This window comes from Sphingomonas radiodurans (assembly GCF_020866845.1).
In the GTDB taxonomy this organism is placed as follows: domain Bacteria; phylum Pseudomonadota; class Alphaproteobacteria; order Sphingomonadales; family Sphingomonadaceae; genus Sphingomonas; species Sphingomonas radiodurans.
Map to the genome: position 1 here is coordinate 1,260,551 of NZ_CP086594.1, position 15,646 is coordinate 1,276,196.

The following is a 15,646-nucleotide window of genomic DNA, read 5'->3' on the forward strand; positions in this document are numbered from 1 at the left end:
GAGCATGCAGACGTTCCTGGTCATTCTCCTCGTCGCGGCCCTCATCGCGACGGTCGTCGCGCTGGTCCGCGGCATCGTCGCCTTCCTGCAAAACGCCAGCGACGAAGCGCGCGGGATCACCACCGACGGCCCGAGCGCCAGCCAGATGAAATCGAACAAGATGATGCAGCAACGCATCCTGTTCCAGGCGCTGGCGATCCTGATCGTCGTCGTCCTGTTATTCTCCGCCGGCCGGACCTGAGCGCCGATGCCGGCCCGTCGGACCGTTCGTGCTGAGGAGGCATTGAGCTTGTCGAAATGCCGTCTCGAAGCACATGCCCTACACGTGATCGGCTGAGGCGATGGTAAAGCTCAACCAGATCTACACGCGCACTGGCGACCTCGGCACGACCGGCCTCGTCGACGGCAGCCGCATCTCGAAGGCCGATGCGCGCATGGCCGCGATCGGCGATGTCGACGAAACGAACAGCGCGATCGGCGTCGCCATCGCTGCGCTGGGCAATCATCCCGTCACCACAGCGCTCACGCGAATCCAGAACGATCTGTTCGACCTCGGCGCCGATCTCGCGACACTGGGGGACGATTTCACGCCGTCCGAAATGGTGCTCCGCATGGTGCCCGCACAGGCCGACTGGCTGGAACGCGAGATCGATGCGCTCAACGACCATCTCGAGCCGCTGCGCAGCTTCATCCTCCCGGGTGGCGCAGCCGCGTCGCTGCACCTCGCACGCGCCATCGCGCGGCGGGCGGAGCGCTCGGCGGTGGCGATCGACGCCGGCGTCAATCCGGCCGCGCTTATCTACCTGAATCGCCTGTCCGACTATCTGTTCGTCGCCTGCCGCGCGGTGAACGATGCCGACGGCGGCGATCCGCTCTGGGTGCCGGGCGCCTCGCGCTAAGCGCTTGGGGCGCATCCAATTCGAGTGTCGCGCGTAGTCCGCTTTCTGGAGGGCTGAACCGAATGCGAAATCTCGCCGCATCCCAATGCGATGCGCTGGCCTCCAGCTATGCCCAGGTCCGCGATCTGAGCACCGCGCTCGTCGCGCCGCTGGGCGATGCCGATGCCACCGTCCAGTCGATGGACGATGCGTCGCCGGCAAAATGGCACCTCGCGCATACCACTTGGTTCTTCGAGACGTTCGTGCTGCGCGATCACGTGCCCGGATATCGCCTGCACGATCCGCGCTTCCCGTTCCTCTTCAACAGCTATTACGAGGCCGAAGGCCGGCGCCACGCGCGCGGCCGCCGTGGGATGATCACGCGTCCCAGTCTCGACGAAGTTCGCGATTATCGCGCCGCGGTCGACGCCGCAGTGATCGCGGCCCTGCCGTCGCTCGACGACACGGCCCGCACGCTGGTCGCGCTCGGCTGCCATCACGAACAGCAGCATCAGGAACTGCTCGTCACGGATATCCTGCACCTGTTCAGCGAGAATCCGCTCGAGCCCGCGATCTGGCCCGCTGCGCGCAAGGTACCGGTCGGCATGCCACCGGCGATCAACTGGATCGAGCGCGGCGAGTCGGTGGTCGAGATCGGCCACGACGGTTCCGGCTTCGCATTCGACTGCGAAGGCCCGCGACACCGCACGCTGCTCGCGCCGCACGCAATCGCCGACCGCACCGTGACGAACGGCGAGTGGCAGGCATTCATCGCCGACGGCGGGTACAGCACGCCGCGCTGGTGGCTGGCGGATGGCTGGGCCTGGGTGCAGCGCGGAGGCATCACCGCGCCGCTCTATTGGGAAGAACGCGACTCGGTCTGGACGCGCTTCGGGCTCGACGGGCGCCGTGCGATCGATCCCGCCGCGCCGGTCACGCACGTCAGCTTCTTCGAGGCTGATGCCTATGCCGCCTGGGCCGGCGCACGCCTGCCGACCGAATTCGAATGGGAAGCCGCCGCCGCCGCGCATGATCCGGCGGGCGGCAACCAGCTCGACAACGCCGGCGCGGTCGAGCCGCGCCCGGCCTCGACTGGCGCCGCATTCTTCGGCGACGTGTGGGAATGGACTGGCAGCGCCTATCGCCCCTACCCCGGCTTCACCGCCGCCGAGGGCGCGGTCGGCGAATATAACGGCAAGTTCATGAGCGGCCAGTTCGTGCTCCGCGGCGGCTCGTGCGCCACCCCGCGCGGCCATCTCCGCGCGAGCTACCGCAACTTCTTCTACCCGCACCAGCGCTGGCAGTTCACCGGCGTGCGCCTGGCGCGGGATGTGTGACACCAGGACGGGCGACGATACCATGCTGAAGCCAGAGATCGAGGACGGCCAGGCATCGCTGGCCGATCCGCAATTCCGTGCGGACGTGCTCGCCGGGCTCGAACGCCGCCCGCGCGCGATTCCCGCGCGCTGGTTCTACGATCGCCGTGGGTCCGAGCTGTTCGAACAAATCACCGACCTGCCGGAATATTACCCGACCCGTACCGAGACGAGCATACTCGCGCAGATCGCCACCGAGCTCGCGCGCCAGGTGCCGCCGCACGCCGCGCTGGTCGAGTTCGGCTCGGGCTCCTCGACCAAGACGCCGCTCGTGATCGATGCGATCGCGCCGTCGGCCTATGTCCCGATCGACATCTCGGGCGAGTTCCTGCGCGATTCCTCACGCGTGCTGTCGACCGCTTACCCCGACCTGCTGGTGCTGCCGTTCGAGGCCGATTTCACCCGCCCGCTCGCGCTGCCGCGCACGATCGCCGACGCGCCCAAGCTCGGCTTCTTCCCCGGCTCGACGATCGGCAACCTGATCCCGCTCGCCGCGGTCGATCTGCTGCGCGCGATGCGCGCATCGCTCGGCCAAGGCGCACAACTGCTGATCGGGATGGACCGGATCAAGGACAAAGACGTCCTAGAGCGCGCCTACGACGACGCCGCCGGCGTCACCGCGGCGTTCAACATGAACCTCATCGGCCGCATCAACCGCGAGCTCGACGGCACGATCCCCGAAGACGCGTTCCGCCACCGCGCGATCTGGAACGACGATCGCGCGCGGATCGAAATGCACCTCGAAGCGACGCGCGACGTGTCGTTCACCGTGGAAGGCCGCGACTTCTCCATCGCCTCGGGCGAAACGATCCACACCGAAAACAGCCACAAATACGGCGCCCGCGACGCCCGCATCCTGCTGCGCGCCGGCGGCTGGACGCCGGTCGCGGAGTGGACCGACCCCGACGGTCTGTTCGCCGTCTATCTCGCGGAGGCGCAGGAGCCGCGCCCGGCGCCCTGAGCGCTCAGGTCACCGCCGCGCGCACCGCGTAGGCTGGATCACGCCAGCTTTCGTGCGCCAGCACGTCGGCAATGATCTCCACCGCGCGCCAGACATCCTCGAACGACGTATACAGCGCCGTAAGCCCCAGTCGCAGCACGTCCGGCGCGCGGAAATCGCCCACCACGCCGCGCGCGATCAGCGCCTGGCAGATCTCCCACGCATGGTCGTGCGCCACGCTCACATGGCTCCCCCGCACCGCCGCATCGCGTGGGGACACGAGCGTGAGCGCCGGGCAACGCGCATCGATCCCCGCGATCAGCAACGCGCTCAGCGCGCGGCTCTTCGCGACCACCGCATCCATCGTCACGCCGTCGAACGTATCGAGCCCCGCCTCCAGTGCCGCCATCCCCAGGATCGGCGGCGTCCCGCACAGGAAGCGCTTCATCCCCGGCGCGGCGGCATAATCGTCGCTGAAGTCGAACGGCGCCGCATGCCCCATCCAGCCCGTCAGCGGCGATTGCAGCCCCTCCTGCAACGCGCGCGCGACATACAGGAACGCCGGCGCCCCCGGCCCGCCATTGAGATATTTATACCCGCACCCAACCGCCAAATCGGCGCCGCACCCGTTCAGGTCGATCTCGATCGCCCCGACGCTATGGCTCAGATCCCAAAGCACCAGCGCGCCCGCTGCTTGCGCCGCCGCGGTGATGGCCGCCATGTCGAGCATCGCGCCGCTCTTGTAATGGACGTGCGTCAGCAGCACGACCGCGGTATCCGCGTCGATCGCCGCCGCCACATCGCTGGCGGCATGCACCCGCCGCCCCGGCAGCGTCGCCGCAACGCCCTGCGCGACATACAGATCGGTCGGAAAATTCCCTGCCTCGGTCAGGATCGTTGATTGCCCCGACCGCGCCTCGCACGCCGCCACGAGCAGCTTGAACAGGTTCGCCGAGGTCGAATCGGCGACGATCACCTCGTCCGCCCCCGCCCCGATCAACGGTGCAATCCGCGCGCCCAGCCGCGCCGGCGCGTCGATCCAGCCATGCGTGTTCCAGCTCGCGATGAGGTCAGTGCCCCATTGCCGCTCGACCGTCTCGGCCACCCGCCCCGCGGTCGCCACCGGAAGCGCGCCGAGCGAATTGCCGTCGAGGTAGATCACCCCCTCGGGCAGCACGAACCGCGCGCGGCACTGCGCCAGCGGATCGGCGGCATCCATCGAGCGTACGTCGTCAAGCGTCGGCCAGCTCACAGCACCGCCCTCACCGTCAGCAATTCGGGAAAGAACACCTGGTCGATCACCTTGGCGAGATACGGCACCCCCGCCGTGCCGCCCGTGCCGCGCTTGAACCCGATCACCCGCTCCACCGTCTTCAAATGCCCGAACCGCCACAGCTGGAAGCGATATTCCAGATCGACCAGCTTCTCGGCGAGTTCGTACAGATCCCAATAGCGTTCCGGCGCGGCATAGACGTCGCCCCAGCACGCCTCGACCTGCGCCGATGTCTCATAGGGCTTGGTGAAATCGCGCGTCAGCCGATCCTCCGGCACCGGCAGCCCGGCCCGCGCCAGTGCGCGCAGCGCCTCGTCGTAGATGCTCGGCGCATGCAGCGCGTCCGCCAGCACCGCCTGCAGGTGCGGCGCATCGGCGAACACGCCGATCATCGCTTCATTCTTGTTGCCCATCAGATATTCCATCGCGCGATACTGATGCGACTGAAACCCCGAGCTGCCGCCCAGCGCATGCCGCATCGCCGAATAATCCGCCGGGGTGATCGTCGCGAGGATTTCCCAGCTGCCGATCAGCTGCTGCTGGATCCGCGCCACCCGCGCCATCATCTTGAACGCGGTATCGAGCTGGTCCGCCGCAATCGCCGCGCGCGCCGCGTCCAGCTCGTGCAGGCACAGCTTCAGCCACAGCTCGGACGCCTGGTGGATAACGATAAACAGCATCTCGTCATGCGTGTCGGACAGCGGCGCCTGGCACTTGAGCAGTTCGTCCAGCTTGAGATAGCTGGTGTAGCTCGGTCCGCTTCGTGGTGGGGCGGGGTGATCGGTCTCGCGGGTTTCCATAAGCGGCGGTGTACGCGCAACGATGGTTCACGCGAAACCTGTGAACTACTTCACTACCTATCCGCGCGTAGCTACCCGTCAGAAGCGATCGCGGAGTAACAGGAAGATGGCCTATCTCGTCACCGGCGCTGCCGGCTTCATCGGTGCCGCGGTCGCCCAGCGGCTGCTCGATCGCGGCGAACAAGTGATCGGGATCGACAACCTCAGCGATTACTATCCCGTCCACCTGAAACGCGACCGCCTCGCGACGCTCGCGCACCCCAACTTCACCTTTGCCGAAGTCGATATTGCTGACGCCGCCGCGCTCAAGGCCGCGCTCGCACCGCAGCCGATCACCCACATCATCCATCTCGCCGCGCAGGCCGGCGTGCGCTATTCGATCACCAACCCGGAGGCGTACGTGCAGTCGAACCTCGTCGGCCACGTCAACATGCTCGAATATGCGCGGCGGTGCGACGGCCTCGTCTCGATGAGCTACGCATCGTCGAGCTCGGTCTACGGCGGCAACACCAAGCTGCCGTTCGCCGAGGACGACCGCGTCGACGCGCCGATCTCGCTCTACGCCGCGACCAAGAAGGCCGACGAGCTGATGGGCAACGTCTACGCCCATCTCTTCCGCCTGCCGCTGACGGGACTCAGGTTCTTCACCGTCTATGGCCCATGGGGCCGGCCGGACATGGCGCTATGGCTGTTCACCGACGCGATCCTGCAGGGCAAGCCGATCCGCGTGTTCAACCACGGCGACATGAGCCGCGATTTCACCTTCATCGACGATATCGTCGCGGGCGTCGTCGCGGTCACCGACAGCCCGCCCGCCGATGACGGCAAGGCCCCGCCGCACTGCGTCTACAACATCGGCAACAACAAGCCCGAACAGCTGCTGCGGATGATCGACGTGCTCGAAGACGCGATCGGCATCAAGGCGATCCGCAGCCTCGAACCGATGCAGCCCGGCGACGTCCCCGCCACCTACGCCGACATCACCGCCATCGCGCGCGACCACGGCTTCGCCCCGACCACCCCGATCGAAGTCGGCATCCCAAGGTTCGTAGAGTGGTTCAAGAGCTACACCGGCTTCGAATAAAGCAGCCGTCATCCCCGCGAAGGCGGGAATCCATACGCCCTGACCTCTCGGCGCTATCGCAACCAGCAGCGCCTATGGATCCCCGCCTGCGCAGGGATGACGATCGCACGCGCCTGTCCTACATCGCCCCCAACCCGTATGTTCCTGTTCTGTTCTAATACAGGAGGGAACATTGATCGACGACCTGATCGACGCCGTCATCGACCGCGAAGGAAATTACAGCCACCACCCCGCCGACCGCGGCGGCGCCACGCGCTGGGGCATCACCGAAGCCGTCGCGCGCGCCAATGGCTACACCGGCGACATGCGCCACTTCGCGCGCGAAGCCGCCGCCGCGATCTACCGCCGCATCTACTGGCACCGCCCACGCTTCGATCAGGTCGCCACGCGCGCACCGGCCATTGCGGCGGAGCTGTTCGACACCGGCGTCAACATGGGGCCGGCGGTCGCCGTCGCCTTCCTCCAGCGCGCGCTCAACGCGCTTAACCGCGGCGCGCGCGACTATGCCGACGTGCTGCTCGATGGCCGCATCGGCGCGCAGACGCTCGCCGCGCTCGACGGCTTCCTCGCGCATCGCGCCCCCGCCGGCGAGACCGTGCTGCTCAAGGCGATCGAGGCGCTTCAGGGCGAACGCTACCTCAGCCTCGCCGAGCGCCGCCCGGCCAACGAGGCGTTCCTCTACGGCTGGCTCGCGAACCGCCTCGGTTAAGGGGAAAACGACATGGCATTGCTCGATGCGATCATCGGCCCCGTCGCAGGGCTGATCGACAAGATCATCCCCGATCCCCAGGCGCGCGAGGCGGCAAAGCTCGAACTGCTGCGGCTGGAAGGCACGCAGGAACTCGACCGGATCAAGGCGCAGATAGCCGGCGTGCTGGCCGAGGCCGGCTCCACCGATCCCTGGACCAGCCGCGCACGGCCAAGCTTCCTCTACGTCATGTACGCGCTGCTCTTGTGGTCGATCCCGATGGGGCTGATCGCCGCAATTCGCCCGGAAACGGCGGAGGCGATCGCGCGCGGCATGAACGCCTATCTCGCCGGCCTACCCGAGCCGCTCTACGCGCTCTTTGGCACCGGATATCTGGGCTACACCGTCGCGCGCGAATGGGGGAAAGCCAAGGTGCGGTGAGAAACCGACGATAGCCTCAACTTCCTCAACATTCGCGCCAACAAGCCCGTGTCTCCGCCCGGTCGTTGACCCGCCGGGCGGGGTCACCATATCCCGCCGCATGAGCGAACATAACAGCATGCCGGTGTGGCACGGCACCACCATCCTCTCGGTGCGCCGCGGCGGAAAGGTTGTCGTCGCGGGCGACGGCCAGGTCTCGATGGGGCAGACGGTGATGAAGCCCAACGCCCGCAAGGTGCGCACGCTCGGCCCGGAGGCGAAGGTGATCGCCGGCTTCGCCGGCGCGACCGCGGACGCCTTCACGCTGTTCGAGCGGCTCGAAGCCAAGCTCGAACGCCACCAGGGCCAGCTGATGCGCGCCGCGGTCGAGCTCGCGAAGGACTGGCGGACCGACAAATATCTCCGCAACCTAGAAGCGATGATGATCGTCGCCGACAAGGACGTGTCGCTGATCCTGACGGGCAACGGCGACGTGCTCGAGCCCGAAGCCGGCATCGCCGCGATCGGCTCAGGCGGCAACTTCGCCCTCGCCGCCGCCCGCGCGCTGGTCGATTACGAACAGGACGCCGAAACGATCTGCCGCAAGGCAATGAAGATCGCAGCCGAAGTATGCGTCTACACCAATGACCGGCTGGTGGTGGAGACGCTCGACAGCTCGAGCTAAATCCCCCACCGCACTCGCACCCACCCCCACGCGCCCCGCTCTGCCCCTCCCCCGTTCGTGCTGAGGAGGTGCTGAGCCGCAGGCGAAGTGCCGTCTCGAAGCATGTGGCGCGCATACCCTTCGAGACGGCACCTCGCTCCGCTCGGCACCTCTTCAGGGCAAACGATGAGGGGAGGATCGGTCGAGTCATTCCCCTGATCCCGGGCAACCCCTAACCGCTTGTCATCCGCCCTCCCCGCGTCCAATCACCACCCCATGATCTCTCGCACTTCCGCCGTCGTTCGCTGGCTGGCGACCGGCGCCACCGCGCTTTCGCTGATCGCCTGTTCGCAAGGCGATGCCCGTCCCAAAGCCGCCTCGTCCAAGGCGCCGCCAAAGCCCTATTCCCGCGATCCCTACGCCAGCACCTACCGCGCCTACCCCGGCGTCCCGACGGTCGTCCGCAACGTCACCATCTACGACGGCGAAGGCGGCCGGATCGACAATGGACAGGTGCTGTTCGCCGAGGGCAAGATCGTCGCCGTCGGTCAAACAGTCGATGCCCCCACCGACGCACAAGTGATCGACGGCACCGGCAAGTGGGTCACCCCCGGCATCATCGATATCCACAGCCACCTCGGCGATTATCCCACCCCCAGCGTGCAGGCGCACAGCGACGGCAACGAGGCGACCGGCCCGATCACCGCCGACGTCTGGGCCGAACACAGCGTCTGGCCGCAGGATCCCGGCTTCAGCCGCGCGCTCGCCAATGGCGGCGTCACCACGCTGCAGATCCTGCCCGGCTCGGCGAACCTGATGGGTGGCCGCTCGGTCGTCCTCAAGAACGTCTACGCCCGCACGATGCAGGCGATGAAATTCCCCGGCGCGCCCTACGGCCTCAAGATGGCGTGCGGCGAGAACCCCAAGCGCGTCTACGGCTCGAAGGGTCGCCAGCCCTCCACCCGCATGGGCAATGTCGCGGTCGATCGCGCCACCTGGGCGAAGGCGCAGAGCTATCGTCGCAAGTGGGACAAATACGATGCCGACGGCGGCGACATGCCCGATCGCGACATCGGCATGGACACGCTCCGCGGCGTGCTCGCGGGCGAAATCCTGATCCAGAACCACTGCTATCGCGCCGACGAAATGGCGATCGTCGAGGATATGGCGAAGGAATTCGGCTACAAGGTCATCGCGTTCCACCATGCGGTGGAAGCGTACAAGATCGCCGACATCCTGAAGGCCAACGGCACCTGCGCCGCCGTCTGGGCCGATTGGTACGGCTTCAAGATGGAAAGCTACGACGGGATCGGCGAGAATCTCGCGATCCTCGAGCGCGCCGGCGCCTGCGCGATGATCCATTCGGACGACGAAAACGGCATTCAGCGCTTGAACCAGGAAGTCGCCAAGGTGCTCGCCTCGGGTCGCCACGCCGGGATCGACATCGCGCCGCAAGTCGCGTGGAAGTGGCTGTCGCTCGGCCCTGCCACCGCGCTCGGCATCGCCGACAAGACCGGCAGCCTCAAGCCCGGCAAGATGGCCGACGTCGTCTTGTGGAATGGCGATCCGTTCAGCGTCTACACCCGCCCCGAACGCGTCTGGATCGATGGCGCGTTGCTCTACGACGCGAACGATCCGAAACGCCGCCCCGTCAGCGATTTCGAACTCGGCCAGCCCGGCTCGGGAGACGTTAAGTGAAGCGGGCGTTCCTCCTCCTCGCCACGATGCTGGCCAGCCCCGCGGCGGCACAAACGGTCGCGATCACAGGCGCGACCGTCGCGACCGGTGACGGCTCGGCACCGATCGAGAATGGCACCGTCGTCTTCCAGAACGGCCGCATCGTCGCCGCCGGCGCAGGCGTCGCGGTCCCCGCCGGCGCGCAAGTAATCGATGGCACCGGCAAGTGGGTCGCCCCCGGTTTCGTCGCCGGCTTCAGCGATCTCGGCATCACCGACGCCGCTGGCGTTCAGGAAAGCAATGATTCCGGCGCGCGAACCGCGCCGTTCAACGCCGCGCTCGACGTGTCGGTGGCGATCAACCCAGCCGAAGTGAAGATCGCCAACGAGCGCCTCGGCGGCGTCACCCGCGCGCTGATCGCGCCCGAGGCATCGAACTCGATCTTCGCCGGCCAGGGCGCGGTGATCGACCTCGGCGACGATCCCGACGCCGTCACCCGCCCACGCGCCTTCCAGTTCGTCGAGCTGGGCGAAGCCGGCGGTCGGCTCGCCGGCGGCAGCCGCCCCGCCGCCTACGCCATGCTCCGCGACGCGCTGGCGCAGGCAGAGGATTATCGCCGCAACCCGGCCGCCTTCGGTGGCCGCGAGAAGGATTCGCTGGTCAAGCGCGGCGACGCGCAGGCGCTGCTGCGCGTGCTCGACGGCACCACGCCGCTCGTCGTTCATGTCGAGCGCGCGAGCGACATCCTGACCGTGCTCGCGCTGCCGCGTGAGTATCCCAAGCTCAAGCTGGTGCTGACCGGCGCCAGCGAAGGCTGGATGGTCGCGCGCGAAATCGCCGCGGCGCGCGTCCCCGTCATCGCCGCCGCGCTCGCCGATCTGCCCGCACAGTTCGAATCGCTGGCGGCAACCGAGTCGAACGTCGGCCGCATGCGCGCCGCCGGCGTCACCGTCGGCCTCGCCTCGACTGGCGCCAGCGGCGGCGAGCATAATCTGCGCCAATTCGCCGGCAACCTCGTTGCGATCAGCCGCGTGCCCGGCCATTCGGGCCTCACCTGGGGCCAGGCGCTCGCCGCGATCACCTCCGGCCCGGCGGCAGCGCTCGGCATGGACGGCGAGCTCGGCTCGCTTCGTGCCGGCCGTCGTGCAGACGTCGTGCTGTGGGACGGCGACCCGCTCGAACTCTCCTCCGCCCCCACCGCCGTCTGGATCGACGGCCGCGCGCAACCGATGCGCTCACGCCAGCGCGCGCTGCGCGACCGCTATCTCGTGCCCACCGAAGGCGCGTTGCCGAAAGCCTATGAGCGCTGAGACCTGCGTCATGCCGGGTTCGTCCCGGCATCCACGTCGCCGCTTGGCCATCAGCGCAGGGTGCGCGGCACGGTGGATGCCGGGACAGGCCCGGCATGACGAGGTAGCTACCGCAAGCACCGCCCCCCGCCGTTCCCCGGCGAAGGCCGGGGCCCAGTCGCAAGCGGGCCGTAACTGGGCCCCGGCCTTCACCGGGGAGCAAGAAACATGATCGCCGAAACCGGCCTCATCGCGCTGTGGCTCGCCGCAACGCTCGCGCTGATGCAGCTCGCGCTCGCCGCGCTCGCCGTGCATCGGGGCGACGACACGCTCGCCGCCGCCGTCCGCCCTGTCGCGATCGTGCAAGGCGCGCTGGCACTACTCGCGATGGCAGCGCTGATCCGCGTCTTCCTCACGTCGGACATGTCGGTCGCGCTGGTCGTCGCGAACAGCCATTCGGCCAAGCCGTGGCTGTACAAGTTCGCCGGCGCATGGGGGAACCACGAAGGCTCGATGCTGCTGTGGGTCACGATCCTCGGCCTTGCCGGCGCCGCGGTCGCCGCGCTCGAGCGTCGCCTCGCCGAACGTACGCTCACCGCCACGCTCGGCGCGCAGGCGGCGATCGCACTCGGTTTCTACGCCTTCCTGCTCTTCGCCTCGAACCCGTTCGCGCGGCTGTTCGATCCGCCAGCCGACGGTCAGGGCCTCAACCCGCTGCTGCAGGATCCCGGCCTCGCCTTCCACCCGCCGACGCTCTACGCCGGCTATGTCGGGCTCTCCGTCGCCTTCTCGTTCGCGGTCGGCGCGATGATCACGCGCGATGTCGGCCCGGTCTTTGCGCGCGCGATGCGCCCGTGGGTGCTCGGCGCCTGGATCTTCCTCACGCTCGGCATCACCGCCGGCAGCTACTGGGCTTATTACGAGCTCGGCTGGGGCGGTTGGTGGTTCTGGGATCCGGTCGAGAACGCCTCGCTGATGCCCTGGCTCGCCGCGACTGCGCTGCTCCACTGCGTCAGCGTGCTCGCCACCCGTGATGGCCTGCGCGCCTGGACGGTGATGCTGGCGGTCGTCGCATTCAGCATGTCGATGCTCGGCACGTTCCTGGTCCGCTCGGGGATCCTGACGAGCGTCCACGCCTTCGCCGTAGATCCCTCGCGCGGCACTTTCATCCTCATCCTCCTCGCGCTCTACATCGGCGGCGCGCTGGCCTTGTTCGCGACCCGCATCGGTTCCGTCCGCGCCGGCACCACCTTCGATCCGGTGAGCCGCGAAGGCGCGCTCGTCGCCAACAACCTCCTACTCTCGGTGATCCTCGGCGTCGTGCTGATCGGCACCTTTTACCCGATCGTCGCGGCATCGTTCGGCACGCAGCTCTCGGTCGGCCCGCCGTTCTTCGAAAAAGCCGCCGGCCCGATCGCGCTCGTCCTGTTCGCGATCATGGCCGCCGGGCCGCTCCTGCGCTGGCGCCGCGACGACGCGCGCGCGCTGCTGAAGCGGATGGCGCTGCCGATCGCCGCAACGGCGCTCGCAGCCGTGTCGCTCATCGCCCTCGCCGGCCCGATGACCATCCTCGCGCTCCTCGGCCTCGCGCTGGCCGCCGGGCTGGCAGTGGCGAGCGTCGCGCCGCTGTTCGGCCGCAACCTGCTCCGCACGCCGCTGTTCGTCTACGGTATGGTCGTCGCGCATCTCGGCATTGCGGTCAGCCTCGCCGGCATGACCGCGTCGAACGCCTTCACGCGCGAGACGCTGGTCGCCGCCACCATCGGCGAGCCCGCGCGGGTCGGCCCGTGGCGCGTCGTGCTGCGCGGTATCCGCCCGGTGATCGGCGACAATTGGACCGCGCTCGAAGGCCGGCTCGAGGTACAGCGCGGCGAGGCGCCTGCGCTGCTGCTCAAGCCGCAATCGCGCTTCTTCGCCAATCCGCCCACGACCACCAACGAAAGCGCGATCCTCACCGCGCCCGATGGCCAGCTCTACACCGTCCTCGGCCAGTCCGACGCGCGCGGCCGCTGGCAGCTGCGGCTATGGTGGAAGCCATGGGTAACGCTGATCTGGTTCGGCGGCGCGCTGATCGCGTTCGGCGGCCTGCTGTCGATCGCCGGCCATGCCTTGCGTGACCGGCGACAGAAGCGCCGCGCGATCGAGGCCGAGCGAGCCGCCGCCTATCGCGAGGCCTGGGGCGCGTGAGCCGCTGGCTGCTGTGGCTGCCGCTCGCGCTGTTCGCGATCGTCGCGGTGTTCGCCGCGCGCGAGCTGCGCCACCCCAACGACCGCACCGTCTATTCCGCGATGAACGGCGAGCCGGTGCCCAACTTCGCGCTGCCGCCGATCGTGTCCGGCAAGCCAGGCCTCGCGATCGCCGACCTCAAGACCGGGCAGCCGCGCCTCCTCAACGTCTTCGCCAGCTGGTGCATGCCGTGCATCGTCGAGGCGCCGCAACTGATGAAGCTGAAGGCGCAGGGCATCCCGATCGACGCCATCGCCGTCCGCGACACAGGCCCCGAGCTCGCCGCGTTCCTGGCGCGCAACGGCGACCCCTACGCCCGCATCGGCGACGATCGCGACAGCCGCGTCCAGCTCGCGCTCGGCTCGGCGGGTGTCCCCGAGACGTTCGTGATCGACGGCCGTGGCGTCGTGGTGAAACAGCACGTCGGCGTCATCAGCGACGACGACGTGGCCGCGCTGGCAAAGGCGTGGCGCGACGCGCGGTAGGCGCGAGACTGTCGCGGCAATCGTCAATCAACATCCTGCGGCCACGCATCCATCGCCGTCTCGACAATCGCCAGCAGCGCGTCGCGCGGCGCCCCATCACGCGCCAGAACCGACATGCCCTGCGCCACCGCCATGACGAGCCCGGCCAACGCGGTGGCATTCGCCTCGCGCGGAAGAACGCCGCTCGCCACGTCGCGATCGATCCGTGCCTCGAGGCTCGCGGCCAGCGATCCGCGGATGGCGGCGATCGCGCGCTGGACATCGCCGGAGGCGGCGGAGCCGCTCGCCGTCGCGCTGGCGAGCAGGCAGCCGGGCGGGGTCGCGTCCCCCGTATAGGTAACCGCCGCGCCCATCAGCATCGCGCGGGCCGCATCACGCGCGCTTGGCGCATCGTCGATCGCCCGCGCAGCCGCTTCCTGGTCGCCGGCGTAGCGGCGCGCCGCCTCCAGAAACAGGCGCTTCTTGTCGCCGAACGCCGCGTACAGACTGGGCGCCGTCACCCCCATCGCGGTGGTGAGATCGACGATCGAGGTCGTCTCATAGCCATGCCGCCAGAAGGTCAGCATCGCTTGTTCGAGTGCCGCCTCGCGATCGAACGACAAAGGCCGGCCGATCTTGCGGCGCGACGGATCAGCAATGCTCGAATATTTCATAGTGATCGCTCGGAAAAAGGTTGACGGTCCCAATCAGAGGTAGCATGGCTTTCATATCGAACGCTAGGAAACTTACACATGCCCCTCTCCGATTACCGCACGCTCGGCCGCTCCGGCCTCGTCGTCAGCCCGCTCGCGCTGGGGACGATGACCTTCGGGCCCGGCGAATGGGGCGCTGACGAAGCAGAATCTCGCGCGATCTTCGATGCATACCGTAAGGCGGGCGGTAATTTCATCGACACCGCGGATATCTATTCAGGGGGCGAGAGCGAGGCGCTGGTCGGCCGCTTCATCACCGACAGTAATGCCCGCGACGACCTCGTCCTTGCCACCAAGTTCGCCTTCAACGGCTCCGCAAGCCCGCTGGCCGCGACGACGCCGGGCCGCGGCAACCCGAACGCGGGCGGCGCCGGGGCCAAGAACATCCACCGCGCGCTCGACGCCTCGCTCAAGCGGCTCGGCACCGATTACATCGACCTGTACTGGATGCACATCTGGGACGGCGTGACGCCCATCGAGGAGATCGTCCAGACGCTCGGAGATCTCGTGCGCGCGGGGAAGATCCGCTATTATGGCCTGTCCGACATGCCCGCATGGTTCGCGATGAAGGCAGCAACGATCGCCACCGAGCGCCGCGTCCCCGGCCCGATCGCGCTGCAGCTCGAATATTCGCTGGTCGCGCGCGACGTCGAGGGCGAGCATTTCCCCGCGGCGCGCGAGGGCGGCATGGGGATCATGCCGTGGAGCCCGCTCGCGGGCGGCTTCCTCACCGGAAAATACGCACGCGGAAACACCGCCGACACCGGTCGCCTGAGCGGCGCGAACCCGTTCGGCGACAGCAAGTTCGTCGATCGCAACTGGGATATCCTCGACGTGCTGAAGGCAATCGCAGTCGAGCTCGATCGCCCCGCGGCGCAGGTCGCGCTCGCGTGGACGCTGGCCCGCCCCGGTGTCACGTCGACCCTGATCGGCGCGAGCAAGGTCTCGCAACTCGAAAGCAACATCGCCGCCACCGACATCCACCTAGACGCCGAACAAATGCAGCGCCTCGACACGGCCAGCGCGCCGGCAGCCGGCTTCAGCGCATCACTGACGCAACCCTTCGTCCGCCGGATGATCTTTGGCGGACACGATGTCAGCGGCTGGAGCGAACAGCCATAAGGTCGCCACCGGACATGAATGATTGGGGGAAG

The 15,646-nt window shown here is 68.0% G+C and carries 16 protein-coding genes; 13 read left to right on the top strand and 3 right to left on the bottom strand.

Going from position 1 to position 15,646, the window contains the following annotated elements:
• Window positions 1-4 precede the first annotated feature (4 nt).
• The 4 genes from LLW23_RS06105 to egtD all read left to right on the top strand — a co-directional run bounded on the left by LLW23_RS06105 (window position 5) and on the right by egtD (window position 3,215).
• Window positions 5-241: a twin transmembrane helix small protein gene (locus LLW23_RS06105; RefSeq protein WP_228947879.1), complete on the top strand. Its 237-nt coding sequence runs from the start codon at window positions 5-7 to the stop codon at window positions 239-241.
• 100 nt (window positions 242-341) lie between these two features.
• Window positions 342-899, top strand: a complete 558-nt coding sequence (locus tag LLW23_RS06110) for a cob(I)yrinic acid a,c-diamide adenosyltransferase (RefSeq protein ID WP_228947880.1) — start codon at window positions 342-344, stop codon at window positions 897-899.
• 62 nt (window positions 900-961) lie between these two features.
• The gene (gene egtB, locus LLW23_RS06115; RefSeq protein ID WP_228947881.1) at window positions 962-2,215 is read left to right on the top strand and encodes an ergothioneine biosynthesis protein EgtB; all 1,254 of its coding nucleotides are present in this window, start codon (window positions 962-964) and stop codon (window positions 2,213-2,215) included.
• Window positions 2,216-2,237: 22 nt separating this feature from the next.
• A complete protein-coding gene (gene egtD / locus LLW23_RS06120) occupies window positions 2,238-3,215 on the top strand; it encodes an L-histidine N(alpha)-methyltransferase (protein WP_228947882.1) in 978 nt (325 codons plus the stop codon).
• Window positions 3,216-3,219: 4 nt separating this feature from the next.
• Here egtD and kynU read toward each other — a convergent pair whose 3' ends face one another.
• Both kynU and LLW23_RS06130 read right to left on the bottom strand, forming a co-directional pair.
• The gene (gene kynU, locus LLW23_RS06125) at window positions 3,220-4,413 is read right to left on the bottom strand and encodes a kynureninase (protein ID WP_228948485.1); all 1,194 of its coding nucleotides are present in this window, start codon (window positions 4,411-4,413) and stop codon (window positions 3,220-3,222) included.
• Window positions 4,414-4,442: 29 nt separating this feature from the next.
• Entirely contained in the window at window positions 4,443-5,267 is an 825-nt protein-coding gene (locus LLW23_RS06130; protein ID WP_228947883.1) for a tryptophan 2,3-dioxygenase, read from the bottom strand.
• Window positions 5,268-5,373: 106 nt separating this feature from the next.
• Between LLW23_RS06130 and LLW23_RS06135 the strand changes: the two genes are divergently transcribed.
• The 8 genes from LLW23_RS06135 (at window position 5,374) to LLW23_RS06170 (ending at window position 13,800) form a co-directional block, all read left to right on the top strand.
• A complete protein-coding gene (locus LLW23_RS06135) occupies window positions 5,374-6,351 on the top strand; it encodes an NAD-dependent epimerase/dehydratase family protein (protein ID WP_228947884.1) in 978 nt (325 codons plus the stop codon).
• A gap of 172 nt (window positions 6,352-6,523) precedes the next feature.
• A complete protein-coding gene (locus LLW23_RS06140; protein WP_228947885.1) occupies window positions 6,524-7,060 on the top strand; it encodes a glycoside hydrolase family 108 protein in 537 nt (178 codons plus the stop codon).
• Window positions 7,061-7,072: 12 nt separating this feature from the next.
• Window positions 7,073-7,480 (top strand): holin family protein, encoded by a 408-nt coding sequence (locus LLW23_RS06145; RefSeq protein ID WP_228947886.1) that lies wholly within the window; start codon window positions 7,073-7,075, stop codon window positions 7,478-7,480.
• A 100-nt stretch (window positions 7,481-7,580) separates the two neighbouring features.
• Window positions 7,581-8,144: an ATP-dependent protease subunit HslV gene (gene hslV / locus LLW23_RS06150; RefSeq protein ID WP_270049253.1), complete on the top strand. Its 564-nt coding sequence runs from the start codon at window positions 7,581-7,583 to the stop codon at window positions 8,142-8,144.
• A gap of 255 nt (window positions 8,145-8,399) precedes the next feature.
• Window positions 8,400-9,821, top strand: a complete 1,422-nt coding sequence (locus LLW23_RS06155) for an amidohydrolase (protein WP_228947887.1) — start codon at window positions 8,400-8,402, stop codon at window positions 9,819-9,821.
• Window positions 9,818-11,110 carry an amidohydrolase family protein gene (locus tag LLW23_RS06160; protein ID WP_228947888.1) on the top strand — a complete coding sequence of 431 codons (1,293 nt, stop codon included), beginning with the start codon at window positions 9,818-9,820 and terminating at the stop codon, window positions 11,108-11,110. Before LLW23_RS06155 ends, LLW23_RS06160 begins: the two co-directional genes overlap by 4 nt.
• A 207-nt stretch (window positions 11,111-11,317) precedes the next feature.
• Window positions 11,318-13,276, top strand: a complete 1,959-nt coding sequence (locus LLW23_RS06165) for a heme lyase CcmF/NrfE family subunit (RefSeq protein WP_228947889.1) — start codon at window positions 11,318-11,320, stop codon at window positions 13,274-13,276.
• Window positions 13,273-13,800 carry a redoxin family protein gene (locus LLW23_RS06170; protein ID WP_228947890.1) on the top strand — a complete coding sequence of 176 codons (528 nt, stop codon included), beginning with the start codon at window positions 13,273-13,275 and terminating at the stop codon, window positions 13,798-13,800. Before LLW23_RS06165 ends, LLW23_RS06170 begins: the two co-directional genes overlap by 4 nt.
• A gap of 23 nt (window positions 13,801-13,823) precedes the next feature.
• On the opposite strand, the gene LLW23_RS06175 is transcribed toward LLW23_RS06170, so the two are convergent.
• Window positions 13,824-14,453 carry a TetR/AcrR family transcriptional regulator gene (locus LLW23_RS06175; protein WP_228947891.1) on the bottom strand — a complete coding sequence of 210 codons (630 nt, stop codon included), beginning with the start codon at window positions 14,451-14,453 and terminating at the stop codon, window positions 13,824-13,826.
• A gap of 78 nt (window positions 14,454-14,531) precedes the next feature.
• Between LLW23_RS06175 and LLW23_RS06180 the strand changes: the two genes are divergently transcribed.
• On the top strand, window positions 14,532-15,614 hold the full coding sequence (locus LLW23_RS06180) for an aldo/keto reductase (protein WP_228947892.1): 1,083 nt from the start codon (window positions 14,532-14,534) through the stop codon (window positions 15,612-15,614).
• The last annotated feature ends 32 nt before the right edge of the window (window positions 15,615-15,646 follow it).